Annotated in this window: 27 protein-coding genes and 1 pseudogene; 11 read left to right on the top strand and 17 right to left on the bottom strand. The window is 72.0% G+C overall.

Features of this window, described 5'->3' with window-relative positions:
• Positions 1-31: 31 nt before the first annotated feature.
• Genes AB0C04_RS26900 through AB0C04_RS26890 form a run of 3 tightly spaced genes read right to left on the bottom strand, consistent with a single transcriptional unit; the run spans position 32 to position 2,297 of the window.
• The gene (locus AB0C04_RS26900) at positions 32-754 is read right to left on the bottom strand and encodes a MerR family transcriptional regulator (protein WP_357059615.1); all 723 of its coding nucleotides are present in this window, start codon (positions 752-754) and stop codon (positions 32-34) included.
• Entirely contained in the window at positions 751-1,860 is a 1,110-nt protein-coding gene (locus tag AB0C04_RS26895; protein WP_357059612.1) for an SMP-30/gluconolactonase/LRE family protein, read from the bottom strand. The genes AB0C04_RS26900 and AB0C04_RS26895 overlap by 4 nt, the downstream gene beginning before the upstream one ends.
• Complete coding sequence (locus AB0C04_RS26890; RefSeq protein ID WP_357059609.1) at positions 1,857-2,297, bottom strand: hypothetical protein; 441 nt, start codon at positions 2,295-2,297, stop codon at positions 1,857-1,859. The genes AB0C04_RS26895 and AB0C04_RS26890 overlap by 4 nt, the downstream gene beginning before the upstream one ends.
• Before the next feature lie 361 nt (positions 2,298-2,658).
• Between AB0C04_RS26890 and AB0C04_RS26885 the strand changes: the two genes are divergently transcribed.
• Together AB0C04_RS26885 and AB0C04_RS26880 are read left to right on the top strand one after the other, a co-directional pair.
• On the top strand, positions 2,659-3,126 hold the full coding sequence (locus AB0C04_RS26885; RefSeq protein ID WP_357059606.1) for a MarR family transcriptional regulator: 468 nt from the start codon (positions 2,659-2,661) through the stop codon (positions 3,124-3,126).
• Positions 3,123-3,755 carry a PH domain-containing protein gene (locus AB0C04_RS26880; RefSeq protein ID WP_357059603.1) on the top strand — a complete coding sequence of 211 codons (633 nt, stop codon included), beginning with the start codon at positions 3,123-3,125 and terminating at the stop codon, positions 3,753-3,755. The genes AB0C04_RS26885 and AB0C04_RS26880 overlap by 4 nt, the downstream gene beginning before the upstream one ends.
• 33 nt (positions 3,756-3,788) lie before the next feature.
• Here the strand turns inward: AB0C04_RS26880 and AB0C04_RS26875 are convergent, their stop codons facing one another.
• The 3 genes from AB0C04_RS26875 to AB0C04_RS26865 all read right to left on the bottom strand — a co-directional run bounded on the left by AB0C04_RS26875 (position 3,789) and on the right by AB0C04_RS26865 (position 6,791).
• The gene (locus AB0C04_RS26875) at positions 3,789-5,246 is read right to left on the bottom strand and encodes a DUF6297 family protein (protein WP_357059783.1); all 1,458 of its coding nucleotides are present in this window, start codon (positions 5,244-5,246) and stop codon (positions 3,789-3,791) included.
• A 173-nt stretch (positions 5,247-5,419) separates the two neighbouring features.
• On the bottom strand, positions 5,420-6,070 hold the full coding sequence (locus tag AB0C04_RS26870; RefSeq protein WP_357059600.1) for an ABC transporter ATP-binding protein: 651 nt from the start codon (positions 6,068-6,070) through the stop codon (positions 5,420-5,422).
• A gap of 214 nt (positions 6,071-6,284) precedes the next feature.
• Positions 6,285-6,791, bottom strand: coding sequence for a GNAT family N-acetyltransferase (locus AB0C04_RS26865; protein ID WP_357059598.1), 507 nt, complete (start codon positions 6,789-6,791; stop codon positions 6,285-6,287).
• 229 nt (positions 6,792-7,020) lie between these two features.
• On the opposite strand from AB0C04_RS26865, the gene AB0C04_RS26860 reads away from it, so the two are divergent.
• The 3 genes from AB0C04_RS26860 to AB0C04_RS26850 are packed head-to-tail and all read left to right on the top strand — an operon-like array spanning position 7,021 to position 9,465.
• Positions 7,021-7,575 carry an NAD(P)H-dependent oxidoreductase gene (locus AB0C04_RS26860; protein WP_357059596.1) on the top strand — a complete coding sequence of 185 codons (555 nt, stop codon included), beginning with the start codon at positions 7,021-7,023 and terminating at the stop codon, positions 7,573-7,575.
• 25 nt (positions 7,576-7,600) lie between these two features.
• The gene (locus tag AB0C04_RS26855) at positions 7,601-8,614 is read left to right on the top strand and encodes an ATP-binding cassette domain-containing protein (protein ID WP_357059592.1); all 1,014 of its coding nucleotides are present in this window, start codon (positions 7,601-7,603) and stop codon (positions 8,612-8,614) included.
• Positions 8,611-9,465, top strand: coding sequence for an ABC transporter permease (locus AB0C04_RS26850; protein WP_357059589.1), 855 nt, complete (start codon positions 8,611-8,613; stop codon positions 9,463-9,465). Before AB0C04_RS26855 ends, AB0C04_RS26850 begins: the two co-directional genes overlap by 4 nt.
• A gap of 69 nt (positions 9,466-9,534) precedes the next feature.
• On the opposite strand, the gene AB0C04_RS26845 is transcribed toward AB0C04_RS26850, so the two are convergent.
• Positions 9,535-10,170 carry an NAD(P)H-binding protein gene (locus tag AB0C04_RS26845; protein WP_357059587.1) on the bottom strand — a complete coding sequence of 212 codons (636 nt, stop codon included), beginning with the start codon at positions 10,168-10,170 and terminating at the stop codon, positions 9,535-9,537.
• A gap of 99 nt (positions 10,171-10,269) precedes the next feature.
• On the opposite strand from AB0C04_RS26845, the gene AB0C04_RS26840 reads away from it, so the two are divergent.
• Positions 10,270-10,647: a helix-turn-helix domain-containing protein gene (locus AB0C04_RS26840; protein WP_357059584.1), complete on the top strand. Its 378-nt coding sequence runs from the start codon at positions 10,270-10,272 to the stop codon at positions 10,645-10,647.
• 49 nt (positions 10,648-10,696) lie between these two features.
• On the opposite strand, the gene AB0C04_RS26835 is transcribed toward AB0C04_RS26840, so the two are convergent.
• Positions 10,697-14,239, bottom strand: a complete 3,543-nt coding sequence (locus AB0C04_RS26835) for an AAA family ATPase (RefSeq protein WP_357059581.1) — start codon at positions 14,237-14,239, stop codon at positions 10,697-10,699.
• 75 nt (positions 14,240-14,314) lie between these two features.
• On the bottom strand, positions 14,315-14,638 hold the full coding sequence (locus AB0C04_RS26830) for a VOC family protein (protein ID WP_357059780.1): 324 nt from the start codon (positions 14,636-14,638) through the stop codon (positions 14,315-14,317).
• Positions 14,639-14,740: 102 nt separating this feature from the next.
• Here AB0C04_RS26830 and AB0C04_RS26825 point away from each other — a divergent pair, with 102 nt between their 5' ends.
• Positions 14,741-15,592, top strand: a complete 852-nt coding sequence (locus AB0C04_RS26825; RefSeq protein WP_357059579.1) for a sigma-70 family RNA polymerase sigma factor — start codon at positions 14,741-14,743, stop codon at positions 15,590-15,592.
• A 186-nt stretch (positions 15,593-15,778) separates the two neighbouring features.
• Here the strand turns inward: AB0C04_RS26825 and AB0C04_RS26820 are convergent, their stop codons facing one another.
• From AB0C04_RS26820 to AB0C04_RS26795, 6 genes are all read right to left on the bottom strand, one after another.
• A complete protein-coding gene (locus AB0C04_RS26820) occupies positions 15,779-16,225 on the bottom strand; it encodes a SitI3 family protein (protein ID WP_357059577.1) in 447 nt (148 codons plus the stop codon).
• Positions 16,226-16,238: 13 nt separating this feature from the next.
• Entirely contained in the window at positions 16,239-16,619 is a 381-nt protein-coding gene (locus AB0C04_RS26815) for a hypothetical protein (RefSeq protein ID WP_357059574.1), read from the bottom strand.
• A 209-nt stretch (positions 16,620-16,828) separates the two neighbouring features.
• On the bottom strand, positions 16,829-17,356 hold the full coding sequence (locus tag AB0C04_RS26810) for a DUF6244 family protein (RefSeq protein ID WP_357059571.1): 528 nt from the start codon (positions 17,354-17,356) through the stop codon (positions 16,829-16,831).
• Positions 17,357-17,522: 166 nt separating this feature from the next.
• Positions 17,523-18,848 (bottom strand): AAA domain-containing protein, encoded by a 1,326-nt coding sequence (locus AB0C04_RS26805; protein ID WP_357059568.1) that lies wholly within the window; start codon positions 18,846-18,848, stop codon positions 17,523-17,525.
• A 140-nt stretch (positions 18,849-18,988) separates the two neighbouring features.
• Positions 18,989-21,472: a choice-of-anchor D domain-containing protein gene (locus AB0C04_RS26800; protein ID WP_357059566.1), complete on the bottom strand. Its 2,484-nt coding sequence runs from the start codon at positions 21,470-21,472 to the stop codon at positions 18,989-18,991.
• Between the two features lie 146 nt (positions 21,473-21,618).
• Positions 21,619-22,332, bottom strand: coding sequence for a TioE family transcriptional regulator (locus tag AB0C04_RS26795; protein ID WP_357059777.1), 714 nt, complete (start codon positions 22,330-22,332; stop codon positions 21,619-21,621).
• Between the two features lie 66 nt (positions 22,333-22,398).
• Between AB0C04_RS26795 and AB0C04_RS26790 the strand changes: the two genes are divergently transcribed.
• From AB0C04_RS26790 to AB0C04_RS26775, 4 genes are all read left to right on the top strand, one after another.
• Positions 22,399-22,968: a DUF6194 family protein gene (locus AB0C04_RS26790; RefSeq protein WP_357059563.1), complete on the top strand. Its 570-nt coding sequence runs from the start codon at positions 22,399-22,401 to the stop codon at positions 22,966-22,968.
• A gap of 225 nt (positions 22,969-23,193) precedes the next feature.
• Positions 23,194-24,462, top strand: coding sequence for a phosphodiester glycosidase family protein (locus tag AB0C04_RS26785; RefSeq protein ID WP_357059560.1), 1,269 nt, complete (start codon positions 23,194-23,196; stop codon positions 24,460-24,462).
• A 109-nt stretch (positions 24,463-24,571) separates the two neighbouring features.
• Positions 24,572-24,826, top strand: coding sequence for a hypothetical protein (locus tag AB0C04_RS26780; protein ID WP_357059557.1), 255 nt, complete (start codon positions 24,572-24,574; stop codon positions 24,824-24,826).
• Positions 24,827-24,914: 88 nt separating this feature from the next.
• A complete protein-coding gene (locus AB0C04_RS26775) occupies positions 24,915-25,235 on the top strand; it encodes a GYD domain-containing protein (protein ID WP_357059553.1) in 321 nt (106 codons plus the stop codon).
• Here AB0C04_RS26775 and AB0C04_RS26770 read toward each other — a convergent pair.
• Both AB0C04_RS26770 and AB0C04_RS26765 read right to left on the bottom strand, forming a co-directional pair.
• Entirely contained in the window at positions 25,214-25,384 is a 171-nt protein-coding gene (locus AB0C04_RS26770; protein ID WP_357059550.1) for a hypothetical protein, read from the bottom strand. The two genes, AB0C04_RS26775 and AB0C04_RS26770, sit on opposite strands and share 22 nt — an antisense overlap.
• Before the next feature lie 40 nt (positions 25,385-25,424).
• Positions 25,425-25,883 (bottom strand): annotated as a pseudogene (locus tag AB0C04_RS26765) (hypothetical protein); the annotation flags it as partial.
• Positions 25,884-26,048: the final 165 nt, after the last annotated feature.

Raw genomic sequence — 26,048 nt, 5'->3', positions numbered from 1 at the left:
TACCGGGGCTTGGTGGCCGCCTTGCCAGGTGTCAGGGCGAGGGCGTCGGCCCGGCCGCGCCGTCGTTCCGAGCCGCGCCGATCATGCGCGTGGTGACATCCTCCTGGGCGAGTTTCCTCAGCGCGGTAAGGATGGCGTCGCCGAGGACACCGACGGTGACGACCGCTTCGGCGCGTTCGTCGAGCCCTTCCCGGTCCAGGACCAGTCGTACCTCGGTTTCGGCGAGCTCGTGGACGGCGGTCGCGTAGCGCTTGAGCAGGGCGAGCACGTCCTGCTGCCCGAGGCGTTCGAGGGTGCCGAGGGCCGCTGCCAGCACATTTCGTGCAGGATTGGCGGGACGCACCCGCCAGTCGAGCTCGTTGAGGAGATCGTCGACCGAGTCAGTGGGTACCGGATGGACGGCTGTCACGTCGCGTACGAGCGCGTACTGCACGAGCCCCAGGGTGAGGAACTCGTCGCCGTCATTCGCCTCCAGGCACTGGAACAGTGCTCGGACGGCGGCGATGGGCATCTCACCGACCTCGACCATCGCGCGGATCAGGCCGAGCCGCCGTACGTGCGATTCGTCGTAGACGGCCTGGTTGGGGCTGGTGAGCTGACCCGCGGGCAGCAGGCCTTCGCGTTGGTAGTAGCGGATTGTCTGGATTGGTACCCCGGATCGCCGGCTGAGTTCCGCCATCCGCATGTCGGCCTCCTTCCGCGAGACCAGATCCGCCTCGACGGTTCCGGACGACGTCGCCGGCGCCGCCGTCACTGTGGTGCCATCATGGCGCGCAACGGCTGCTCGAGCAGCGCGCCGAGGTACCAGCGGCCCTCGTAGGGTACGACGTTGGTGGCGGCGGGACTGAGCCCGGTGTGCCAGTGCCGCACCCTGCCGTCCGGTTCGAGAACGAGCACCCCGCCGGTCAGTGGATCTTCTTCGTTGACGAAGAGCGAGTTCGGCAGGCGGATCATGATCTGCCTGCCGAGCGTGGTGGGGAGGACGAACCGGTCGAGGGCTGCTGAGCGGTCGTAGAGCGCGACGAGCATCGACCCGTCGCGGTCGAGGTTGATGCCGTCGGGCACTCCGGGCAGCGCGTCGACCAGCACTCTGCGGTCCCTGGTGGTGAGGTCGTACTCGAGGATGCGGTACCGGTTCGACTCGGCGATCCAAAGAGTGCGTCCGTGGGCGGGGAACGCGATGCCGTTGGGGAAGTACAGGTCGGTCAGCACCTGCTCGGTGATGCCGGACGTCGGGTCGAAGACTAGGAGACGCCCCGTGGGACGACCATCCACTAGGTCGGGCAGGAGGTACGACGGGGAGTCGCCGAGGGTCGTCGTGTTGTAGGTGGCGCTGGAGTCGGTGAACCAAACCCGGCCATCGGAGGCGATGACGAGGTCGTTCGCGAACAGGATGGGGCGACCGGCGGCCTCGGACGCCAGCACCGTGACCGCCCCTTCGGGCGACACGGACTGCAGGCCGATGCCGTGGTTGGCGATGAGCAGGTTCTGCTGAGCGTCGAAGATCAGGCCGAGGGGACGCCCGCCGACGTTGGCGAACACTGTCGAGTTGCCGTCGGGGCCGATGCGCAGAATCCTGCCGTCCCGATCCCCGGTGTACGCGGAGCCGTTGTGATCGATGGCGATGTCTTCGGGACCGTAGGGCGAGTCGGTAGAGAGCGGGGCGGCATTGGCGGCCGTGCGAGATCCAGCCTCGATTTCGAATCCCGCTGGCGGCGTCCATGGTGACGGGCTGAAGTCCGACACGGGTGCGGGCACCGCGCCGAGGAACACCGCGACGGCCAACACCGACACCGCCAGGAGGGACCCCGCCGCGACCAGGACGCCGCGGACGATCTTGGTACGCCGGCTTCGGGTCATGACGCGGGTGCCCCGACGACGGCGTCCTTCCGGCCGGCCACGACCCGACGGCCGTCGCGTACCGATCGGATGGCGATCACCGCGAGAAGGGCGATGCAGATGGCGTCGACGACCTGGATACCGGTACTCGCCAACGCCTGCGCCTCCGGACGCGTGACCGTCAAGGTCAACGCCGACCCCTTGGCCACGATGACCGCCGCGGCGACGGGCACCCGAACGTCCGGCCGGAAAGCGGCCCACACCATCGCCACCCCTGCCAGGAGTTGGAACACGCCCCGGTGCTGCAGCAGGGTCAACACCATCGGCTCGAGATTCGTGACTCCGTAGGTGGACTCCAGTTGCGCCGGCTGGAACACCGACAGCACCGGAACCGCGGTGAAGGCACCCATCCCGATCAATGCGACACGCGTGAGCACTTCGGCCGGACGAAGCTTCATGGATTATCTCCTTAAAATGAGTAGTGCTGCTCAACACTATACGTAGCCCAGATCTACATTGGAAGGGTGTCTCTCCACCTGACGGTGCGCACCCCGGACGAACTGGTCCAAACATCAGAGACGCTCCAACTCCGGCCGGCCAACAACGTGTGGCCCGCTGACACAGTCGGCGGAGCGCAGCCGGGAGCGGCTGGGCGTGGCGAAGGTGGATCTGCTGGTCGGGGCCTCCTCGGTGGCGCAGCCGGGACGAGTCGCTGGCTGCGGTCGACCTGGAGTCGACAGCGGCCCCCGGGGCCGGTGGCAAGAACAGACCGTTACGTGGCAACATAGTGATGCGAGCTCACTATGAAGGCAGGTAACGGTGTCGGATCGGGAGCGGTGGACCGCCGCGCTGGACCGTGTGCTGGAGCTGGTCGTGGTGCTTGGCGACGACATGAGCCGAGGGCTGGCTCGGGACGGGCTCACCGAGTCCCGGGCCACCCTGCTCTGGACGCTGCGCCGCACCGGCCCCGTGCCGCAGCGGGAGCTGGCCGAGGCACTCGGCGTCAGCGCCCGGACCATCACCGGCCTGGTCGACGGCCTGGTCGCCTCGGGTTTCGTCACCCGGGAGCCGCACCCCACCGACCGGCGAGCCTTCTTGGTGACCTTCACCCCGCACGGTCTGAGCACCGTCGTGGGGCTGGAGCAGGGCCAGCGGGAGTTCGCCGAGCTGCTCTTCGGGCAGATGCCCGCCGAGCGGCTGGACGCCTTCGTCGCCGGCTTGGACGAGATCCTGTGCCGGCTGCGTGAGCAGGGCCTCTCCCCCGAACTACGCGAGGAGGACCGATGAGCACGGTGCTGCGGCTGCTGCGGTCGGCAATCCGCTACGAGATCGCCCTGTGGCGCAGCCTCTACCGGTGGATCTTCCGCCGGCCGGAGAAGCTGCGGCCCGGCGACCGGACGTTCGGCTACACCGGCGCGGTGATGACGCTGATGTGGGTCTTCATCATCGTCTCCGCGATCGAGATCCCGATCCTGGAACTGATCCTGCCCTGGGAGCTCGTCTCGAACATCGCGCTCGGTCTCGGCATCTACGGCCTGTTCTGGATGTTCGGCCTGCTCGCCAGCCTCAAGGTGCACCCGCACGTGGTCGGCGAGGCCGGCATCCGGATCCGCAACGGCATCAGCCTCGATTACACGATCCCGTGGTCCGCGGTGGAGACGGTCCGGGTCCACCGCCGGTCGATGCTCCCCGAGGGCCAGACCCAGGTGGAGCCGAACGCCACCGGTGTCACGCTGATGCTCGGCCTGGGTAGCCAGACCAGCATCGACGTGCTGCTGCGCGAGCCGATCGCGGTGCCGGTCCGCAAGGCCCGCGGCGCGGCCGTCACCGAGCTGCGCTTCCACGCCGACGACCCGGAGGCGCTGGTCGCGGCGGCCCGGGAGCGGCTGGCCGCGTACCGGCCCGTCGCCGGGTGACCGGTGGGTGGGCCGGCTCGGGCCGGCCCGCCCTCACACCCCGACGGTACCGGCGGCGGACCGGCGCAGCAGCAGGAGGCAGCCGGCGGCCGACGCCGCCGCCTGCGCCAGCACCCAGTTCCAGCCGAGCGCCTCCGGGGCGTGCACCGTGGCCAGGCCGATCGACACCGGCAGGGTCAGCACCGCCACGACGTCCACCCCGTTGGCCAGCCAGAGCAGCATCCCGCTGGGAAACGCCCCCAGCGGAGTGTCGACGAAGACGTTGCCGATGCTGGCGGCGCTCATCTTGGCGCGGTAGAGGGCGGCGACGGCGGCCGACGGGCCGGCCGCGACGCCGAGCGCCCACCAGGGGCCGGCGAGCCCTCCGGCGGCCTGCAACACACCCAGGGCGGCCAGCAGCCAGAGCACGGCGATCCCGGTGGGAACCACCAGCCGCTGCGCGCGGACCTGCAGAGTGGTGAGCCCGAGCAGCCGCAGCACGGCCGGGTTCGACGCGTCGGCGTGCGTCGACTCGCCGGTGAGGCTGGCGGCGGCCAGCACGCCGATCAGGAGCACAGCGATCAGCAGCCAGGTCGGCCCGTCGGCGACGACGGTCGGCGCCAGTGCGGTGCCGACCAGCCACGCCAGCCGCCCCGGCTTACGTCTGACGTGCAGCAGATCCTGGGCCACCAACGGCGGCAACCGGCGAGCGCGCAGCAGCCGGGAAGCGCGGATGCCGGTCCGGCCCCGCCAGTACCGGCGGGCGCTCTGCTCGCTCAGGAACGACGGTTCGACCGCGTAGGCCGCGTCGGCGTAGGCACCGGTGGTCGCCGAGGCCTCCGCGACCCGGTGGGTCGGCCAGCCGTCCAGTCGCCACCACGCCCACCCGACGGCGGCGACGTCGAGCGCCAGCGCCACGCCCGCCAGCGGCAGCCCGGTCGACGCGGCCGGTGGGTCGACCGGCAGGGCGTACCCGCCGGCCAGTTGCGCGGCGGCCGCGGCGGCGACGAGTGCGGCGCCGGTGCCAGCGGCGACCACGTCGAGGGTCCGGCCGGTGCGCGGGTGGCGCTGACCGTGCAGGGCGAGCAGCGCCACCAGGAGGGCGGCGACGACACCACCGGCGAGACCGGCGAGGATCGCGGTCGCCGTCGCCGGGCCTTCGGTGAGTCGGCCGGCGAGCGATAGCCCGACCATGCCGCCGAGGACGGTCGCGGCGCAGGCGGTCAGCAGCAGCGCCGGGGTCAGCAACGTCCGCCGGGGCACCGGCGCGGGCAGCAGCCAGGTGGCGTCCCCTCGGCTGACCACCACCGGGCCGAGCTGGCGCAGCACACCGAAGAACGCCAGCAGCACCAGGGCCGCGCCGACCGGCGCCAGGATCGAGGGCTGGCCGGTGCCGGTCGGCCAGACCACGCCGACCAGCGGCTTCCAGACCAGGGCCACGGCCATGCCGATCGCGAGCAGCACGCAGTAGACGCTGGACGGGTCGACCCGGCCGACGGCGGCGATCCGCATGCGCCGGACCCGGCGCCGGATGTCGGCGGGTGCGGCCGGCGCGGCGGCCGGCACCCGGGTCGTGGTCACCGCATCAGCCCTCCCGCCGGCGCGGCGGCCGGCACCTGGGTCATGGTCACCGCATCAGCCCTCCCGCCGGCGTGGCGGCCGGCACCTGGGTCATGGTCACCGGATCAGCCCTCCGGCCGACTCAGGAGGACCTCGGTCGCCCCGACGCTGCGCCAGAACTGCTCGTCGTGGCTCGCGATCAGCAGGGTTCCGCCGGCCGCCAGGTAGCCCCGCAGGTGCGCGGCGAGGGCACGCTTGACGGCGGTGTCCAGGCGTTGTTCCGGCTCGTCGAGCACCAGCAGCCGGCTGGGGCGCACGAAGGTCGCCGCCAGCAGGAAGCGCTGCCGCTGGCCGGAGGAGAGCGTGAGCGGAAGGCTGTCGGCCAGGCCGGCGATGCCGAGCAGGGCGGAGATCTCGTCGATCAGCCCGTCGCCGGGGTCGCCGCCGTTGGCCACCCGCACCAGGTCCAGGTGCTCGCGCACGGTCAGGCCGTGGTACCAGGACGGCGACTCGACGGTGGTCGCCACCTGGCGCCAGAACGCGACGCCCCGGCCGGGTGTCTCGCCGAAGACGACCACCGTGCCGCCGGAGGGCTCCTGCAGGCCGGTGATACAGCGCAGCAGGGTGGACTTGCCCACCCCGTTCTCGCCGGTCAGGGCGAGCGCGGCGCCGGCGGGCACCCGCAGGTCCAGCGAGTCGAGGACGGTGGTCGACCCGTAGGTGACGGTCAGGCCGGTGGCCTTGACGGCGGTGTCGGTCTCGGTGTCGACGCTCATCGCACGGCGCCCGGTGCGCGGCGACGGCCGGTGGTGGTTTCCAGGTGCCGCATTGCTCAGATGCTACTGCGCCGCGCACGCCGCCCCGCTTCCGTCGCGGGCGTCATCGCTGCCCCCGGGCGCGCCGCCCCGTTTCGTCGCCGGGGTGGTCGCCGCCCCCGGGGTGCGCCGCCCTCTTTTCGTCGCGGGCGTGGTCGCCGCCCCCGGGCGTGCCTCAGCCGCCGGCCGTCAGGTCGAGGCGCCAGTCGTTGGCGCGCATCAGTTGGCCCGGTGGGTACTCGAACTCCGTCTCACCGAGCAGGGTGAAGCCGGCTTTGCGGCAGACCGCGTTCGACGGCGGATTGTCGACCGACGGGTAGGCGTGTGCCCACCGGCGGGTCCGCCGGGCGCGGGCGACGTCCAGCGCCGCGCGCACCGCCGCGGTGGCCAGCCCCCGCCCCTGGTATCCGGGCAGCACCGCCCAGCCCAGCTCGTAGACCTGCTCGCCGTGCCATTCCCGCTCCCAGTAACCGACGCTGCCCACGCTCGCCCCGTCCGGCAGCACCAGCGTGTACATGCAGCCCTGCCCGGTGCCGCCGAAGCGCACGTAGCGCTCGTGCCGGGCGAGCACCTGCTCGTCGGTCTCGGGCCCGCCGGTGTGCGCTCGGATCTCCGGCGCATTGAGCTGCCGCAACAACTCAAGATCGTCCTCACCCCACGGCACGATCCGTACCCCCGCCATGCCCACCCCTCCTAGCCCCGCCCCGCCGTCCCCGCCAGTCAACCGGACCCCACCGACAGCACCACCGAGAGTCCCCGTTGATCATGAAGTTGGTGTCGTCCGTGGCGGCGTGTCGCGGCAACGACTTCATGATCAAACAGGAGTCCCCGGTCCGCTAGATCGGAACTAGCGGAGCGTTTGGCGGTTCTCGCGCCTCAGAGGTGAGACCGAGACGCCGGGAGGGGGAACCATGACGCCGCTGCGGCTCGCCGTGATCATCGGCAGCACCCGTGAGGGCCGGATGGGCGACACGGTCGCCGGCTGGTTCGTCGACCAGGCCACCGGCCGGGACGACATCGCGGTGACCGTCGTCGACCTGGCCGACTACGACTTCCCGGCCAGCTACCCGGCCGAGCCGACCGACGCCGTGCGGTCGTTCGTCGGGGAGGTGCGCCGGGCGGACGCGTTCGCCGTGGTCACCCCCGAGTACAACCACAGCTTCCCGGCCTCGTTGAAACAAGCGATCGACTACGCGTACGACGAGTGGCAGGCCAAACCGGTCGGCTTCGTCGCGTACGGCTGCCGCTCCACCGGCCTGCACGCGGTGGACCAGCTCCGCACGGTCTTCACCGCGCTGCACGCGACAACGGTGCGCGACGTCGTCGGCGTCGACCTGCTCTGTGGCGAGCCGACGCCGCTGCACGCCGACCAGCACCGCCAGGACGCGCGCGTCCTGCTCGACCAGCTCTGCTGGTGGGGCCTGGCGTTGCGCGAGGGCCGCGCGGCGCGCCCGTACGTCTCCTGAATTCCCTGGAAGGAAGGCAACGATCATGAGTAAGCGCACGACCGGCCTGGCCATCGAGGCCGAGGGCCTGACCCGGTCGTTCGGGGAGACCCGGGCGCTGGCCGGAATGGATCTGCAGGTGCCCGCCGGCACCGTCTACGGCCTGCTCGGCCCGAACGGGGCCGGCAAGACCACCGCGGTACGGGTGCTGGCCACGCTGCTGCGCCCGGACGGCGGTCGGGCCCGCGTGTTCGGGCACGACGTGCTCACCCAGGCCGACGCCGTCCGGGCCCGGGTCAGCCTGACCGGCCAGTACGCCTCGGTGGACGAGGACCTGACCGGCATCGAGAACCTGGTGCTGCTCGGCCGACTGCTCGGGCTGCGCAAGACCGCCGCCCGGGAACGCGCCGACCAACTGCTCGCCGCATTCGGCCTGACCGAGGCGGGCGACCGGCAGGTGAAGAAGTACTCGGGCGGCATGCGCCGGCGCATCGACATCGCCGCGAGCATCCTGAACACTCCCGACCTGCTCTTCCTCGACGAGCCGACGACGGGCCTCGACCCGCGCAGCCGAAACCAGGTGTGGGAGATCGTGCGGGCGGTGGTGGCGCACGGCACCACGGTGCTGCTGACCACGCAGTACCTGGACGAGGCCGACCAGCTCGCCGGCCGGATCGCGGTGGTCGACCACGGCCGGGTGATCGCGGAGGGCACCCCGGGCGAGCTGAAGTCGTCGGTCGGCTCCGGCACCGTCCACCTGCGACTGCGCGACGCGGGTCAGCGGCCGGAGGCGGAGAAGGTGCTGCACACGGCGCTCGGCGTACCGGTGCAGCTGGAACCGGATCCGGTCGCGCTGACCGCGCGGGTCGGCGGCGAGGGCAGCGGCCTGGCCGCCAGCGAGCAGGCCGCGCGGGCACTGGCCGACCTGGCCCGCGCCGGCATCCTCGTCGACGACTTCTCCCTCGGCCAGCCCAGCCTGGACGAGGTCTTCCTGGCCCTGACCGACCACCCCGCCACGCCGGCCGACGAGCGGGACGAGCAGCTGGAGGCAGCCCGATGAGCGACGTCACGACCACGACCGGGCGGGCGCCGTCCGTCTACGTACCCTCCAGCGAGGCGCTGTCGACGGTCCTCGCGCCCGGTGCCCGACCGCCGAGGCCGAGCGCGCTGGCCGCGTCGCTGACCTTCGGCTGGCGGGCCATGCTGAAGATCAAGCACGTGCCGGAGCAGCTCTTCGACGTGACCGCGTTCCCGATCATCATGGTGCTGATGTTCACCTACCTGTTCGGTGGCGCGCTCGCCGACAGCCCGCGGGACTACCTGCAGTTCTTCCTGCCCGGCATCATGGTGACCAGCGTCGTGATGATCACCATGTACACCGGGGTCGGGCTGAACACCGACATCGAGAAGGGCATCTTCGACCGCTTCCGGACGTTGCCGGTCTGGCGGCCGGCCGCCCTGGTCGGCATGATCTTCGGCGACGTGCTGCGCTACATCCTGGCGGCGCTGGTCATCCTCGGCGTGGGTCTGGTGCTCGGTTTCCGGCCGGACGGCGGCGTGCTCGGCGTGACCGTCGGGATCGGCCTGCTGGTGATCTTCTCGTTCGCGTTCTCCTGGGTCTGGACGTTCTTCGGCCTGATCCTGCGCAGCGAGAAGTCGGTGATGGGGGTGAGCATGATGGTGCTCTTCCCGCTGACCTTCCTCAGCAACGTCTTCGTCGAGCCGAGCACCATGCCCGGTTGGCTGCAGGCGTTCGTGAAGGCCAACCCCATCACCCACCTGGTGGCCTCGGTGCGCGCGGCGATGGCCGGCTCGTCGGACGCGACGAACATGATGTGGCTGCTGCTGTGGAGCGCCGGGTTCCTGGTCGTCTTCGGCACGCTCACCATGTACCGCTACAACCGACGCTGATCCGACCCTGACCGACGGGCGCCGCCACCGACGTGGCGGCGCCCGTCCGCTCTCGACCGACTTAGGCCATCAGCCCTCCTCAACGCCCATATGCACCCGGTGCTGGCTTGGGGCTTCGATCTCGTCGAGTAGGGCGACAGCGAAGTCGGCGTAGGAGATGCGACTGGTCGCTTCGGCCACAGCCGTGCGGTACCGGCCGGTGCTGGCGCCGCCGTGGTCGAAGTCGCCAGCCGGGCTGATGACCAGCCAGTCCACCCTGGTGGTGGCGCTGCGCAGTACCTGCACTCCGGCCGCGTGTCCCAGGTAGAAGAAGCGATACTCCTGCGGGTAGCCGGGTGTGTCCATGAGCAGCGTTCCGGAGTCGGTCTCCAGTACCGAGGCCAGGCCGACTACCAGCAGCCGGTCCACGCCTGTCCCCGCCAGCCCGTCGAGCAGGGCGCGGGCGGCGCCGGCGAAGAAGACGTCGGGCTGGACGCCGGCGTCGTAGACAGCGCTGATCGCGGCATCGTGGCCCTTTGCGAGTTGGGCGATGCTGTCCGGGTCCGTGACATCGCCGGCCCTGACCGTTACGTCATCTGTCGCCAGGTCGCCGTACCTGGCTGGGTCACGCACCACCGCGGTGACCTGATGGCCGCGGCGGCGGGCCTCGTGCACGGCCGCCCGACCGGCCCGGCCACCGGCACCGAAGACAATGATCCTGCTCATCCGCACACCTCGCGTCCGAGGCCGGTCCCGACTGCCGGCCGCCTTCCGGACGCTAACCAGGCAGGTGGTTACCACCTGGATACCGGCTAACGTGGATGCGTGCCTGAGCCGCTCGATCCGGACATGTTCGACCCGCTCTGTCCTTCGGACCTCTCGCCAATCCGGGTCGGCGACAAATGGGCGGCGATGATCATCCGCTGTCTCGAAACGGGGCCGCGGCGATTCTCGGAGCTTCGGGGCGCCCTTCGCGGCGTCACCGCGAAGGTGCTCACGCAGTCGCTGCGGGCGCTCGAGCGCGACGGCCTGATCACGCGCACCGCCCATGCCGGGAGCACTCAGCGGGTCGAGTACGAGCTGACTCCTCTGGGCCACAGCATCCTCGAACCGATGGCTGCCGCGTGCTCCTGGGCGCAGCAGCACTGGAATGAGCTCCTCGACGCACGAGAGGCATCGTCAGCCCTCGGCCGCACCGTTTAGCACTTTCCCGACGCCGGCCCTGCCATCCCGCTGGCACGCCGCCCGCTCCTCAGAGCCGCCAGGGCATCGGCTCGGGCGGGAGGTAGCGGCAGGTACCTCCGGTCGAGACGGTCTCACGCAGGTGGGCGGCGAGCGCCGGGTGACGGTCGTCGAGCTTGCGCAGCGTGTCCCGGATCCGGGCGGTCACCGTCTTGCGGGCGCGTTCGGCCTCATCGCCGAGGCGGCGGGTCCGACCGGCCAACCCGGCCGCGGCGCGCAGCTCGGCGAGGAGCGCCTCCCGCTCGGCGTCCAGCGCGGCCACCCTGGCGTTGTCACCGCGCGCTGCGGCCCGGTCGATCTCGTCGTCCAGCCCGTCCAGGTGCCGCCGGTAGCGGGCCTTCGCCTCGTCGTCCAGCACCGGATCGCCGCCCAGCCGGCGGGCGGCCACCAGCTCCGGCCCGGCGGCCGGATCGAGCAGCTCCACGGCAGGGACGTCGCTGCCCGGCCGGCCGAGCAGCAGGTGCAGGTCGTGCAGGCCCTTGGCGTCCGGCAGTTGGACGACCACGCCGGCGTAGCCGAGCTGCCAGACCGGTCCGTCCTGGCGGAACTCGTAGCGCGCGACCGGTGGCGCGACGGCCGCGGCGCCCGGTTTCGGGCCGGCGGTCGCCGTCAAAGCCGCTTCCGCCCGGTCCGTTACGGCGTTCGCCCCGACGGGGTCCGTGCCGGTGGCGGCTCCGTCCGTCCGGGAGCGGCGGGGAGCCCCGGCGAGCACGCTGTCCTGGTGCCGGCTGATGGCCGTCGGTGGCAGCTCCTCGTACAGCGGTAACCCGCCGGTCATCGCAGCCGGCGCCGTGCCCGGCTGCGGCCCCGCTGTCGCTCCGACTGACTGCGGCCCGGCAGCCGCCTGCCCGGCCGGTCGGAGGGTCGCCGGGTCGGGCAGCCGGTCGAGCACGTGCCGCATGCCGAGCATGGCCGCCTGACGCCCAGTGGCGTCGCACAGCGCCCGCACCGTCTTCGCGTCACCCGGGTGGTTGCGGCGGGCCAGCGCATCGGCCAGGCCGGCGCGGGCGATCACCGACCAGGGCCGAGATCCCATCCGGTCGGCGGCGTCCCGGGCCGCCTGGAAGCCGGCGACAGCGTCGTCCCAGCGCTCCTGCCCGGCGTCGAGCACCGCCAGCCAGTGGTCGACCGGGCCGCCTATGTCGCAGCCGAAGAGCGCCACCATCCACTGCCCACGGTGCGGGGCCAGGGCCACCCGCGCCTCGGCGCAGCGCCGCGGGTCACCCGACGCCGCAGCGGCCTGGGCCCGCAGGCGCAACCACAACGGCGACACCGGGCGGGTGTACGTGATGCCGGCGGCCTCGATGCCGGCGGTGACGCGGACGGCCGTCGCGTGGTCGCCACGCTCGGCCGCGGTGATCGCTCGAGCCAGCTCGAGGTAGGGGTAAGCGTTCTCGTCTAGCCCGTCGAGAAGGTCGTCGATCTGCTCGAACTGGCCCTGGAGCACCAGCCGGGCCCAGCGCAGGTGGTGGACCATGAAGGCGAGTTCGCTCGGTGGCACCTCGCCGATCTCGTCGAGGGCGGTGAACTGCTCGTCTGCCCCGGCGAAGTCGCCCCGGAAACCGGCGATGATTCCGCCGTCGATGGCCGCCGCCATCCGATTTCGGGCCACGTCGCCGGCTCGCCCCTGGCTGACGAAGGTAGTGAGCTCCTCGGCGTATCGCGGGTCGCCGAGTTCGAGCAGCGCGACCCAGCGCAGCGAGGTCGCCCACAGCGCGGTCTCCCCATCGCCGGTCCGGCGGGCAACCTCCCGGATCTCGGCGGTGAGCGCGGCCCGGTCGGCGGCCGTGCCCAGCCCCCAGGTGGTGTCGTGCCGGGCCCAGAGACTGAAGGTGAGCGCCTCGTCGTCCTGGCCGCGGCGGGCCAGCGTCTCGGTCGCGGTGATCAGATCGGTGACAAGCGTGCTGACCGGCAGGCCGGCCTCGGGTTCACCGATCAGCCGCCGGTACGCCTCTCGCAGCAGATCCTCCGCTTCGGCGGAGCGCCCGCCGCCGACGTGCCGGTGCCGTTGCACGGTGAGCGCGACACGGACCAGCACCACGGGATCCTCAACCGTGCGGGCGAGCGCCGCCGCCTCGCCGAGAAGCTGTCGAGCCTCGTCAGAGGCGCCGGAGTGGGCTAGCGGGGCCTGCGCCAGCTCCACCATGATCTTCACCTGGTGTGCCCGGTCCTGGACGACCTCCAGCGCCCGGCGGAAATGCACCACCGACTCGTCGACGGCCAGCCGCCCGCCCGCGTAGCGCGCCGCCGCGACCAGCAGGTCGGTTGCCCGGGACGGGTCGAGGGCGCTGCCTGCGAGGTAGGCGTGCCGGGCCAGGTCGGCGGGGATCAGCCGCTCAGCCAGATCGGTAGAAGCATCGACCGCCCGCACCACGGCGGCGTGCCGGACGCGCCGCTCGTCGTCGGCGAGGCCGTCGTAGAGCGTCTCCCGCACCAGGTCGTGGGCGAAGGCGAACCGGCCGCCGCCGCGGGTCACCACGAGTCGGGCCGTGACCGCGCGGTCGAGGAACCGGTCGACCTGGGCCACCGGCGCCGAGGCGGACGCGGCAAGGACCTGACGGTGGAACTCGCGACCCAGCACGGCGGCGACGGTCAGCGCCTCGACCACCGGCGCGGGAAGCTGGGCGAGACGGCGGCGCACCGCCTCGCGTACCCCCGGGGCGATCGTGCCGGCCGCGCCGTCGGCCCGCCACAGCCGGGCGGTCTGCTCGACGAAGAACGGGTTGCCACCGGTACGGCGGTGCACCTCGTCGACCAGCCCGGCGTCCGGCTCCCGGCCCGCCGTACGCGTCATCAGCGCGCCGACCTCATCGCGGGACAGCCCGGTCAGGGTGACGGTGGTCGCCTTGGCCAGCAGCGGCATGAGCAGCGGGCGCAGCGGGTGGTCGCCCGACTCGACCTCGGCGTCGCGGTAGGTGCCGATCAGCAGCAGCCGCTCGAACCAGGTGTGCTGCGCGGCGAACTCCAGCAGCCGCAACGAGGCCGGGTCGGCCCAGTGCAGGTCGTCGAGGACCACCACGACCGGACGGTGCTGGGAGACCGCGACCAGCGCGGTGGTCACCGCGTCGTAGAGGGCGAACGTCTCCTGATCGGCGTCGCCGGCCGCGCCGCCACCGGTCGGGCCGGCCAGCTCGGTCGGGCCGGCCAGCTCGGTCGGGCCGGCCAGCTCGGTCGGGCCGGGCACCCCGGTCGGGCTCGTCAGCTCGGTCGGGGCGCCGGCCGGCTCGCCGAGCAGCGCCGCGAGCGCGGGCTCGGCGGCCTGCCGCGCCACCGCCCAGTCGTCGGCGGAGCGCCGCAGGCCGCGCAGCACCTGCACCCACGGCCAGTAGCCGGGGGCGGACTCCGAATCCCAGCAGGCCGCCCCGAGCACCAGCGCGCCCCGCCGGCGGGCCTCCCGCGCAGCCGCCGTGACCAGCGTCGTCTTACCGATGCCCGGCTCGCCGGTGACCAGGACCAGACCGCCGTGGCTGGTGGTCGCCCGGTCGAGCTCGGCACGCAGCAGCCCCGCGGGGTGATCCCGCCCGATGATCGCCTCGCCGGCCCGCGCCTCCATGACCTACCGACGGTAACGGACGCCCCCGACAACGGCGTGACGCTCGGTGTCGGCGAGATCGCCGGGCCGGCGCGGTCAGGCCGGCTGGAGCAACCCGATGACGTTGCCGTCTACGTCCCGCACCGTCGCGATCAGCTTCCCGCCGCCCACATCGGTGACGTCCTGCACCTGCTCGGCACCGGCATCCAGCAGCAGCTTCACCCGGGCCCGGAGGTCGTCGACGTGCCAGTAGCCGACCGGCCCGGTCATCCCCTTCCGGTGGCCGTTCGGGTCGAGGCCCACTTCCTGCCCGTGCACCGTGAAGCCGACGTAGTACGGCTGGTCGGTGTGCGGCGCCAGGCCCAGCAGCTCCTGGAAGAATCCCCTCGCCTGGGCCAGGTCACGGACGGGGTAGACGATGTCTGCATACCTACGGTCATGGGAACTGATCCTCTGCTCGTCACGCCGGAGCGATCGCGCCGGTCATAACAGGTGACCGGCCGCGATGGGAGAACGTGACGGATGGACGAGAAGACTGTGTTGGCGGAGCAGTTCGAGACGTACCGGCCACACCTGCGGGCCGTGGCCTACCGGGTGCTCGGCTCGGCCGGCGACGCCGAGGACGCCGTTCAGGAGGCGTGGCTACGGGCCAGCCGGGCCGGCACCGACGGGGTGCGGAACCTCGGCGGTTGGCTGACCACCATCGTGGCCCGGGTCAGCCTCAACATGCTCGAATCCCGGTCCACCCGCCGCGAGGACCTGGTCGCCGACCAGCTCCCCGAGGTCGCCACTAGCACCGGCCCCGAACAGGAGGCGGAGCTGGCCGACTCGGTCGGGCTCGCCCTGCTCGTCGTGCTCGACACGCTGACCCCCGCCGAACGGCTGGCGTTCGTGCTGCACGACCTCTTCGCCCTGCCGTACGACGAGATCGCCCCGATCGTCGACCGGACCCCGGAGGCCGCCCGGCAGCTGGCCAGCCGCGCCCGCCGCCGGGTCCAGGGCGGCTCGGCCGTCCCCGATCCGGTACGTCAGCGCGAAGTGGTCGCCGCGTTCCTCGCCGCCGCCCGCGGCGGCGACTTCGCCTCGCTGCTCACCGTCCTCGACCCGGACGTCGTACTGCGCGCCGACGCCACCGCCGTCTCCTTCGGCTCCCTGCCAGAGGTACGCGGCGCGGCCAAGGTCGCCGACACGTTCTCGGGCCGGGCCCAGGCGGCGCGACCGGCACTCATCGACGGGGTGCCCGGCGCGGTGTGGGCGGTCGGCGGCAAGCCGCGGGTGGTCGTCCGGTTCACTTTCACCGACGGCCGGATCACCGCCATCGACCTGGTCGCCGACCCCGACCAGATCACCCAGCTCGACCTGGCCACCGACTGACCCGCACTGGCCGGCGCCGGCCTCACTGGCCTGCGCCGGCCTCACCGACCCGCGCTGGCCCCGCTGGCCCGCGCTGATCCACTCCAGATCGCCGACATCGCGGTATCCGCCCCAGCCGGACACCCCATATCCCCGATTTGGAGTGGATCACTCAGCGCTAACCAACACCAGCCGGGACTTACGCGGTCAGCCGGGAAGGATCTCGTCGTAGGCCTCGTCGTACCAGTCGGCCGCGTTGTGCTTACGGAGCCTTCCGCCCAGGCGCGTCAGCAGCAACCAGTTGCTGTTCAACACCAGTGCCGCGTCCTCGTCCCGGTTGTTGAGGATCTTGGCCACGGCTCGGAGCATGCTGGGCCGGCCCCGCTCGGCGAGCGTCTCCTTGTCCATGTGGAAGGTGATGTCGACATACCGCTTGGGTTCCCAGTACCACTGGGTGCCGCCATCCTCCGCCTCGTAGTAGCCGTCGCTGCCGGACGTGATGCTGACGCCGTACCCGTATTCGTCGTCCGGGCCGGTGCTCAGCAGTCGGTTACCGGCTGGCGACCACAGTTCGACGGCACCGGGCGCAATCAGCTCCGCCACCCGCTCCAGCGGGACGTCGCCCGCAAGCGTCAACTCGTAGTCGATGGACAACTCCGCCCCCTCCTCAATCCCGCCGCACAATCTGCACAATTCTGCCGGTCTGAGTGACCGCGACCAACTCCTTGAGCCCCGGTACCGGCCATTTTTCGAACTGCTGCCGCAGGGCGCCCAGGTCCCCACGCCAGTCGTGCAGGTTGAGCACCACACGTTGGGTCTGCGACCTGGTGACCTTTCTCGAGACCGCACTCGAGACGGCACGCGGTGAAGTTGGCCCCATGGGCGAGTAGCAATCGAAGACGTGCCCCTCGATCAGATAGTCAGGCGACCGCTTGGGGTCGCCGACGTCTCCGGTGATCCGCCAGGCGTCGAGAATTTCGTGCTGTGTCGGATTCTGATGCACCAGATAACCCTGCTCGGCGATCGTGTCGGCGCACTGGTTCTCCAACTCGAACGACCGGTGCTCTTTGGGGAGTTCGTTTGGAGAGATCCTGGTGCGCCTGCCTGTCGGTGTGCCGCCGGGTGTGCCCGAAGGACGCCTGCTCCAAGGCACACCGAGAGCGTCGGCGGAGTCAGGTTTCTCCGGGCCGGGCGATGTCGCTTGCAGGGCACTGGTGGCGGTGGAAGGGCTGGTCGGTGGGTAGCCGCCAGCCCCGGTCAGTTTCCCGCCGACCCCAGCCGCCGCGCCTCGGCGATCGCCGCTTCGACGGTCTGTTGGGCAGTGACGGCTCGCTGCGTCATCAGGGCCAGGACCTGTTTGATGCTCTCCAGCGACTGGAGTATCGGTCCGGGCTGCCCGCCCTGCAGGAGCGCGGCGGCGAGCTGCTTGGCCGCGTCGACCTGGGCGATGGTCGCGGCGGACGCCTCGCGGGCGCCGATGATGCCCTGCTGGACGGGGGCCAGCGCACCGATGGTGTCCTGCGGGGTGGCTTCACGCGGGACGCTCGCAGTGCCCTTGGTGGCCTCGTCGACCGCGACGGCGAGGGCGGTCAGGCCGCCCCGGATGTCGCCGATCGCGCTGCGTACCCGGGCCATGCCGGCCGCCACGGCGGCGAAGCCGGCACCGGCGGCCCGGAGCGCCACCTCCTGGGCCTGGTTGTCGGCGGCGGCGGTCAGTCCCTGCGCTCGCTCGACGCCGGCGGTCAGCGCGTGGAGTTCACCGGCGATCTTCTCGACCTGCGACACGTGACCCGACCACCTCAATCGACGACGGTGGAGCTGCTGGGCCTTGAAACTACCGGGCCGTCCGCCCGGGCGGCGACCCCACCGGCCCTGCGCCCGGCGTCCACCACGGCGGGCGCCGGAAGGCCGGCCGCTGGGTGCCAGGGCTGAGCGAGGAACGACTCGAGGATCAGGGCTGGACGCGGTGTCGCCGCAGGTGGCTGATCATCGACTGGTTCGCCTCCCAGCCGTCGGGGAACTTGACCGGCACGTCGAGGTGCATCGGCTCGGTCGACGGGTGGGCGTCGAGCAGCTCGCCAATGCCGTCCCGAGCCACCACGATGCAGGCGTGCCGGTGGCGGGAGGTGAGCACGCAGAGCCGCCCGGACTCCAGGTGGAACGCGGTGGCGTCCCGCCGCCCCGACAGTGGGTGCAGCACGATGGTGACGTCGTACTCGCGGCCCTGGAGCCGGTTGGCGGTGTCGACGGTGATGCCCGCGCCGGCCGGGCCGAGCTGCGCGCGGATGGCGGCGACCTGGTCGCGGTGCGCGGCGCCGATCGCGATCCGGTCCGCGGTGACCGGCGCACCCTGCGGCGTCTGCTCGGAGACGGCGACCGGGCCTCGCTGGACGAGCCGCACCGCGAGCGCCGCGCAGGCCGCGACGGCTTCCAGATCGGTACGTAGGGTCTGCCGCGCCGGCAACTCGTAGAGGCCCCAGCCGGACGTCGCGGCCAACTCGATCGCGTCGTCGACGCGGTCACCCGGCCCCGGCCTGGTCAACGACAGGGTCCGCTCGTCGGGGCCGGTGCCCGCGCGGAAGCCGGTGAACGGATAGAAGGCCGCCGCCACCAGGGGCGCGGCCGTGGCCGGTAGCCGCCAGGACACCGGCAGCCGGTGGACGGGCAGCTCCGGGTTGTGTCGCAGCAGGACCGCCACGGCGGACTGCGTCGGATCCCAGGCCAGGCCCGTCCAGCGCGCGGTCTCGACGGTGGAGAAGGGGTCGAGCTGCCCGGGGTCGCCGACGAAGAGGGCCCGTTGGAACCTGCCGGCCACGCGCAGCAGAGCGTCCGAGCGCATCTGGTACGCCTCGTCGACGATCGCCCACGGCCAGGAGCCGTCGGTGACGGTGGCCCACTTGGCGGCCGTACCGATGATGACGGCCGGGCTGTCGAGGTCGGTGACCTTCGCGCCGACCCGGACCGTGTCGTGCCCCTTGACCCGCTCGGAGGGCTGGTAGTCGGTGGCGGAGAGCCGGCCGATCCGCAGCTCGGGGGCTTTGCGCGCCAGCCGGTCGATGAGGTCGTCGACCTGCTCGTTGGTCTGCGCGATGACGATCAGCGGTTCACCGGCGGCGGCCAGCTCGACGGCGGCGCGTACCACCAGGGTCGACTTGCCGGCCCCGGGCGGCGAGTCGACCACCACGCCGCGGTGCTCGCCGGTGCGCAGGTCGGCCAGCACGGCCGCGATGACCCGGTCCGCCTCGACCGCGGGCGGCACCTCCAGCCCAGCCAGCACAGCTCTCACCCCTGCACGCCGTTTCCGGAAGAGTATCGGCCGAAGCAGGGCCGGCCGTGCTCGGTCCTGCCGATGACAGAGGCGGTGGCCGTCGAATGCTCGACGGCCACCGCCTCTACTGGTGGTGCGGGTTCAGCCGGTCATCTCGCGACCCGGTCCGGCGTCGGCCTGTCGCCCGGCGGGTACGGCGACCGCGGCGTTCCGCCGGCGAAGCCCTGGACGGCGGCTCCGCTGGCGGTTCCCGGGTAGCGCCAGAAGGTGCCGACGACGTCGGCGACGACGGCGGTGGTGCCCAGGTGGTTGTAGACGTTGAACTGGTTGGTCGGGCCGAGCTGGGTGATGGCGGCGTTGGCGACGATCTGACCGGCCGTGGCGTTCACGTTGCTGACGTCCGGCTGGTTGATGCCGCTGATGCCGTTCGGCCACAGCTTCAGGAACGTGCTGGCGGTGGGCGTCACGGCGGTGACGTTGAGCGCCAGCGCCTGGGTGCCGCCGGTCAGCAGCGCACCGGGCGTGGTGACAGTGCCGGTCCGGCCCGCGCCGAGGCTGCTGGGCAGCCCCTGTCCCTTGCGGCTGTCCACGATCCGGGTCGGCGTCTTCGGGTTGAAGCGCAGGCCGTCGGCGAGGCTGCTGTCGTCGAGGAAGCCGACGATGTCGACGATCACGTGGGTGTCCTTCAGCGTGTAGACGCCGAAGGTCGGAAACTCGGATCCCCACGGGCAGTCGTAGCAGTGCCGGACCGGCACGATCGCCAGGTTGGGGGTGACGGACCCGGCGGTGTAGTTGACGGTGGAGGTCTTCGGTTCCGGCCACTCGCCGTTCCAGGCGGTGAGGAACCCGTTGGACGACGGCGAGACCGCGGTGATGTTGAGGACGACGGCCTTCATGCGCCAGTTGGCGTCGGTGCCGTAGTTCACCGCGACCCGCACCTGGTTGTCGGCCGGCAGCTTCTTACCCCAGTCGCTGCGGCTGTCGAACACCCGCAGCGGCGGTACCGGCTGCAACTGCCCACCCAGTTGACCCGTGCTGAGCAGCGGCGTGTTGTCGCTGGCGTAGTAGCCCAGCACGTCCACGATGACGTGGGTGTAGCCGGAAAGGTTGTTGATGGCGACCTTGCCGCCCGCGCCGACGGCCACCGTCACCGAGTTCGACCGGATCCAGCCACGCTGGAAGTTCAGCGACGACGCCGTGGGCTTCGCCTGCCCGGCCGGATAGACCGTCAGGAAGCTCGACGCCGTCGGCTCGGTGACGGTCACGTTGAGCACGACCGCGCCCACGCCACTGGACGGGACCCCACCGCGCCCGGTCACCTGCAGGTTGACCGTGCCGTTGGTGCCCACCTTCGCCTTCGGGGCGCCGGTGCCGGTGCGGGTGTCCATGATCCGCGCGGGGGTCAACGGGTAGTAGGTGCCCCTGGCGCCCACCACGCCGTTGAGGGTCAACGGCACCGTACGCGGGTTGGTGAGGCTGTTGTTCGGCAGTTGCAGGGTGGCGCTGCGGGCGCCCTTGCCGCCGGCCTTCGCCGAGACGTCCACCCGACAGGTCTGGTTCTTGGCCAGCGTGACGCCCTTGCAGGTGTCCGCCTTGACGGTGAACGACGAGGCGTCGGTGCCGCCGACCGTGGCGGCGCCGAAGGTGATCGCCGTGCTACCCGTGCCGGTCACGGTCACCGACTGCGTCGAGCCCGTCTCGGCGATGTACTGGTCGCCGAAGGCCAGGGACGCCGGGGAGACGTTGACCGTACGCGGGTCGAGCCCGTTGACGCCGAGCTGCACCAGCCGCTCGCCGAGGACGGTGTTGTCGGGCAGCCGGAGGAACGTCCAGTCGCCGCCCAGCTTGGTCGGCTTCGCGCTCACCGTGACGGTGCACATCTCACCGGCCGCGCGGGTCGTGCCGGAGCAGGTGTCGGCCGTGATCGAGTAGCCGCCCGGGGTGTCGAACGAGGCCGTGCCGTACTCCACCGGGTCGGAGCCCATCGACCGTACGGTGATGGTCTTGCTCGTCGCCGGGCCTCCGACGACCCGGTCGCCGAAGTTGTGCGACATCGTGTCGGTGCCGGCGGCGACGAACCCGACGCTCGAGTTCCACCGGATCTCGCCGAAGAGGTCGTGGCGGTTGGTGCCGCACGAGATCACGTAGAAGGCCGCGAACGCGGTGAGCGCGCCGGTTCCGGCGTCCCGGGTGGCCTCCTGGACGGAGAGGTAGCCCGGCACCTCGTCGCAGGTGGCGCCGTTGTGCGCGACGTCGACGAAGGCGAAGTCCGGGGCGTGCTCCACGCCCGTCAGCTCGTACGTGGTCCCGACGGTCCACGACTCGCCGCTCGGTGGGGCCAGGCGGAACGTCCAGGAGTCGCCGGCCTGGTCCGCGCGGAAGGCCAGGCCGTCACCGGCGCTCGGAGTGACCGTGAAGGTGCTACCGCCGGCCTGGTCGTAGACCCGGGACCCCTGGTGCCACCAGGAGAGCGGGTTTCCGTCGACGGACAGCGCGGTGTAGGGAGCAGCCGGCGCGGGCGCGGCGCTGGCCGGGGTGGCCACCGCCGTCACCGCTGCCAGCAGGGTTATGGTGCCGATGGCGACACCACGAAGGTAACGCAACGAGACCCCCGTCTTGTTGGTTGAAGGCATGATCGCCAGCGGGACAGTAGGTTCTCCATTTGCCGATCGGCAAGATCACTTCTGGAGAACTGTCCGAAGGGATGCCAGAGTCGGACGGTCGTCGCACGGATCGTCGGCACGTCCGAGCCCATCGGTCCTGCGGTGACCGTGGGCCGTCAGAGTCCGGCGGTCTTCAGGTAGTCGGCGAGTCGGCCGTCGGCGACCAGCATGGCGCGGCCGCGGGCGGCCAGCCGCTGCCGCCAGGTGGCCAGGGAGTCGACCAGCGGACCGGGGCCGTCGGCGGCGCGGACCTCCCGCATGACGGTGGCGATGTGGTCCAGCAGGTAGCCGCCGCGGCGCAGCAGGTGGGCCAGTTCGGCATCGCGGACGTCGTCCGGGTCGTAGAGGCGTTGCCGGCTGGCCCGGTCGCGGGCCGGGGCGAGGATGCCGGCCCGTTCCCACTTGCGCAGCGTCGCCGGGGTCACGCCGAGCCGGTGGGCGAGGGCGCCCACGGTCAGCGGTCGACCGCTCGACTCGCCGGCCGGTGCGGTGGTGAGCACGCCGACGGTCGCCTCGACGGCGTCGAGCGTCTCGCGGTCGCGCAGCAGCTGCGCGTGGCCGAGGTCGACGGCGTGCAGGGCCGCGTCGAGGTCGCCCCGGGTCGCGGCCCGCATGATCTCGGCGGCGGCCGCGTAGCCGTACGCCGGCACGAGGGCGAGATACGCCCGCAGCGCCACCGCGTGCAGGTCGGTGTAGGTGCGGTAGCCGCTCGGGGTGCGCTCGGCGGCCGGGATCACGCCGTCGCGCTCGTAGTTGCGCACCGCCTGCGTGGAAATCCCGTGCTCACGCGCCAGGTCGACCGGACGGTGTCGCGCGCTTTGAGGGTTCAGCCGAGCCTCCAAGCATCGAAGTGCACGAAAAGCCTCAAAGGGTGGTTCAACGATACGGTGAAGGTCATGGCTTCTTCTCCCGTACCCCCTGGCTGGTCCGCCGACCCCGACCTGACGGCACCCGCGGCCGGCCCTCCGGACTCGCCCGCCGACGCCGGCCCGACCGCCGACGAGATCGCCGAGCGGATCGCCGCTCTGCCCGAGGTGGCCGTGGTGCTGGCCGACGAGGCGTCCGGCGCCCCGGAACCGGCGTGGGGCTGGCGGTTCTTCTTCGTCGGGCCGGATCGTCGGCTGCCCTTCGCCACCCTCGGCGAGCACGACATGGCCGGCTTCGACGACGACTCGCGGCTCGACCGGCCGGGGATCTTCCGGCTCAACCTGGACCTGGGGCGGCAGGAGTTCGAGCGGCTCTTCGGCTACCCGCCGGCGCGGTCCGTCGAAAACCGCTCGGCGATCGACTTCACCGTCCTGGACGACGTGCTGCCCCACCCGGTCTACGGCACGGCCGGCTGGGCGTGTGTGCTGAACCCGGGCGCGCGCAGCCTGGCCGAGGTGGATCGGCTGCTCGCGTACGCGCACGGCCGAGCGCTGGACCGGCACCGCCGTGCGGTCGAGCGCCGGGACCGGTCTTCCTGACCTGACCCGGCGCGCGGCTCCGGGTCGCGCTCGCGGCGTCGTCGACAACCGCGGTGAGGGCGGGGGCAGATGATCAAAAGGCACAGGCGGTTCACGTCGAGCATCTCCCCCGTTCACCCCCGCATGATCGGCTGGCCGGGAAGCTTTCCGCTGGTCCGGCCACCTGTCGTTCCGGCTCGATCCGCCGAGCACCGGCTCGGGTACCGCACGACGAAAGGAGCGACGATGAGGTCATCGAAGCTCGTACGCCCGAGTCTGGCGCTGCTGCTCGCCGCCGGGCTGAGCACCCTCGCGGCGCCGACCGGCGTCGCCCAGGCCGCTACCGCCCCCGCGACGACGTCCGCGTCCACAGCGGACGCCCCGATCACCGTCACCTCGACCGAGCAGCTCGCCCCGGGCGTGACGTACGGCTCGTTCCAGGTGACGACCGCGCGCGGCGTCACCGTCGGCTACCTGCTCACCGCCGACCTGCGCAAGAACAAGGTCTCCCTGGATCTGCTGCACCCCGACGCGGTCGCGCAGCGGCAGGTCGTCTCGGCGATGACGAACGCCCAGGGTGCCGTCGCCGGCGTGAACGGGGACTTCTTCAACATCAGTGAGACCCACGCCGGGGTCACGCCGACCAACTCGGCGTCGGGTCCGGAGATCGCCGACGGTGAGGCGCTGAAGTTCGCCGTGCCGAACGCGCAGCGCTTCGGCCCGGGGCTCGCCCCCGGCACCTCGACCCGCGACGTCTTCGGTGTGGGCGTGAACGGCAAGGCGCGCGTCGACACGCTGAGCCTGGCCGGCGAGGTACGCAGCGACAAGGGCACGATCGCCCTCGGCGGCCTCAACCAGTACGCGCTCCCCGTCGGCGGCGTCGGCGTCTTCACCGCCGACTGGGGCACCGCCTCCCGGGTCCGGTCGACCTGCGGCAGCGACACCAGCCGCAACGACCCGTGCAGCACCTACACCTACGAGGTGACCGTGCGCGATGGCGTGGTGACCTCGGTGAGCCAGACGCCCGGCGCGGGCGCGATTCCCCTCGACACCGAGGTGTTGGTCGGCCGCGAGGCCGGTGCCGACGCGCTCGACGACCTCGTCGTCGGCGACCGGGTGAAGGTGGACGAGAAGCTCGTCTCCGTCGGCAAGCCGAAGCTGACCTTCGCGGTCGGCGGCGCTCCGATCCTGCGCGACGGCCAGCCGCTGGCCGGCCTGGACACCAAGACCGCCGCGGTACGCAGCGCGGCCGGGGTCAGCCCCGACGGCCAGACGGTCTACCTCGTCGCGCTGGCCGGCCGCGCCCCCGCCAGCGCGGGCTTCACCATCGCCGAGCTGGCCGACCTGATGCGCTCGCTCGGCTCGGACGCCGCGGTGAACCTGGACGGCGGCGGCTCGACCACGGTCGCCGTACGGGAGCCGGGCCAGGTAGCGGCCACCGCCCGCAACAACCCCTCCGACGGTACGGAGCGCGCGGTCGCCAACGGCATCGGCATCTTCATCGGCCGCCGCTGAGCGACCGATCGGTGAAGGGAAGCGCCCCGCCTGGTGCGGGGCGCTTCTCCGTTACGTGCGCTGCTCAGCCGGATGCCCGGTTTCTGCGACCTGCCGGCCCGGCTGCTCGATGACTAGCCTCCGGCTGGCCGGGTACGCGCTGGCCATGGGTAGCCAGAAGCCGAACAAGCATGATCCCGGCGGCGAATCGGCGCGCGGACGGCGGCATCCCGGCAGCGGGGCTCGCGGCCGGCAGGGCTCGGAGGTCGAGCGCTCGCCGGAGCGCCGGCACCTGCGGGCCGCGACCGGCACGTCCGGCAGCGAACGTGACCACGGCCGCGCCAAGGTCGAGGGCAGCGAGCGGGTGCAACGCCAAGGCAGCTGACCACGATCGTGGTACGCCGCGCAATGACTGTCAGCGGCACCCGCGCTCGCCGCGCGGGTGCCGCACCGTCCCGGGAGGTGACGTCGCGGTGGCGAAATTCCTGCTGAAGTCGACCTACACCGTCGATGGCGTGAAGGGCCTGGCCGTCGACGGCGGCTCGAAGCGCGTCGAGGTGGTCCGCGCGATCGTCGAGAACGCCGGCGGGCGGGTGGAGTCCATGTACTTCGGGTTCGGCGGCCACGACACGTACGTGGTCTGCGACCTGCCGGACCACAAGACGGCGGCCGGCCTGGCCATCGCCATCCGCGCGGCCGGCGGCGTCGACACGCGGGTCGAGCCGCTGCTGACCGCCGAGGAAATCGACACGGCGACCGAGCAGCACGCCGGCTACCAGCCGCCGGGCAGGTGAACGCCTGAGTCGGTCTTGTCGGCCGCTTCCGGCTCGGGCAGCGGCCAACGGTCGTGGAAGACCGCCATCTCCACCCGGTCCGGCTCGATGCCCCTGCCGTACGCCTGCGCCGCCGCCCAGCGCAGGTAGGTGAGCCACTCCTCGGACACCCACGCGGACGACCGGCGCACACCCGCCGCGCCGGTAGCCGGCGAAGTAGAGCAGCTTCGTGAAGAAGGCCGGCCCGAGCCGGGGTAGGCGTGACTCCTTCGGGTCACGCAGGCGCTGGTACGCAGCCCGCAGGACGTCCTCGTTCAGGGTGGGAGCCTGCAGCCCGTCGAGCGCGTGCGCCAGCCGCGTGCCGTCCGGATCGCCCTCCAGGGAGCGGGCGGTGCGCCACGGGCCGTACCCGATGGGGCCGTAACCCCACATCAGCGCGGCGGCCAGCAGCTGCCGGGGGCTCGCGTCGCCGGCGCGCCACGCCTCGGCGACCGTGAAGACGTCCCGCCGCCACACGACCCCTGTCTCCGGAAACCCCGTCGGCCACGCGTCCGGTGGCAGCACGTCGCGCCACCGGCCGAGATGGACGGTCACGGGCCCGGGCTCGCCGGCCAGCGCGGAAGCGTTCGACTCGGTCACGGATTCCTCCTCCTGTCCGTCTACCGGCATCTCCGTCGGGAACGGAACCGTTGGCCGGACGCTATCGACGTGAGAGACGGCGCGCGGACCGGCAACGGCATATCGCGGTATCCACCGAGCCATGTCAACTATGGTTGACGTCCCTTGCAGTGTCAATGTAGGTTGACGGCCATAACGACCGGAAGGAGTCCGGCG

Source organism: Micromonospora sp. NPDC048909 (assembly GCF_040649635.1).
In the GTDB taxonomy this organism is placed as follows: Bacteria; Actinomycetota; Actinomycetes; order Mycobacteriales; family Micromonosporaceae; genus Micromonospora.
Note: the sequence above shows the minus strand (reverse complement) of the source record. Positions and strands in the feature narration are given on the sequence as shown.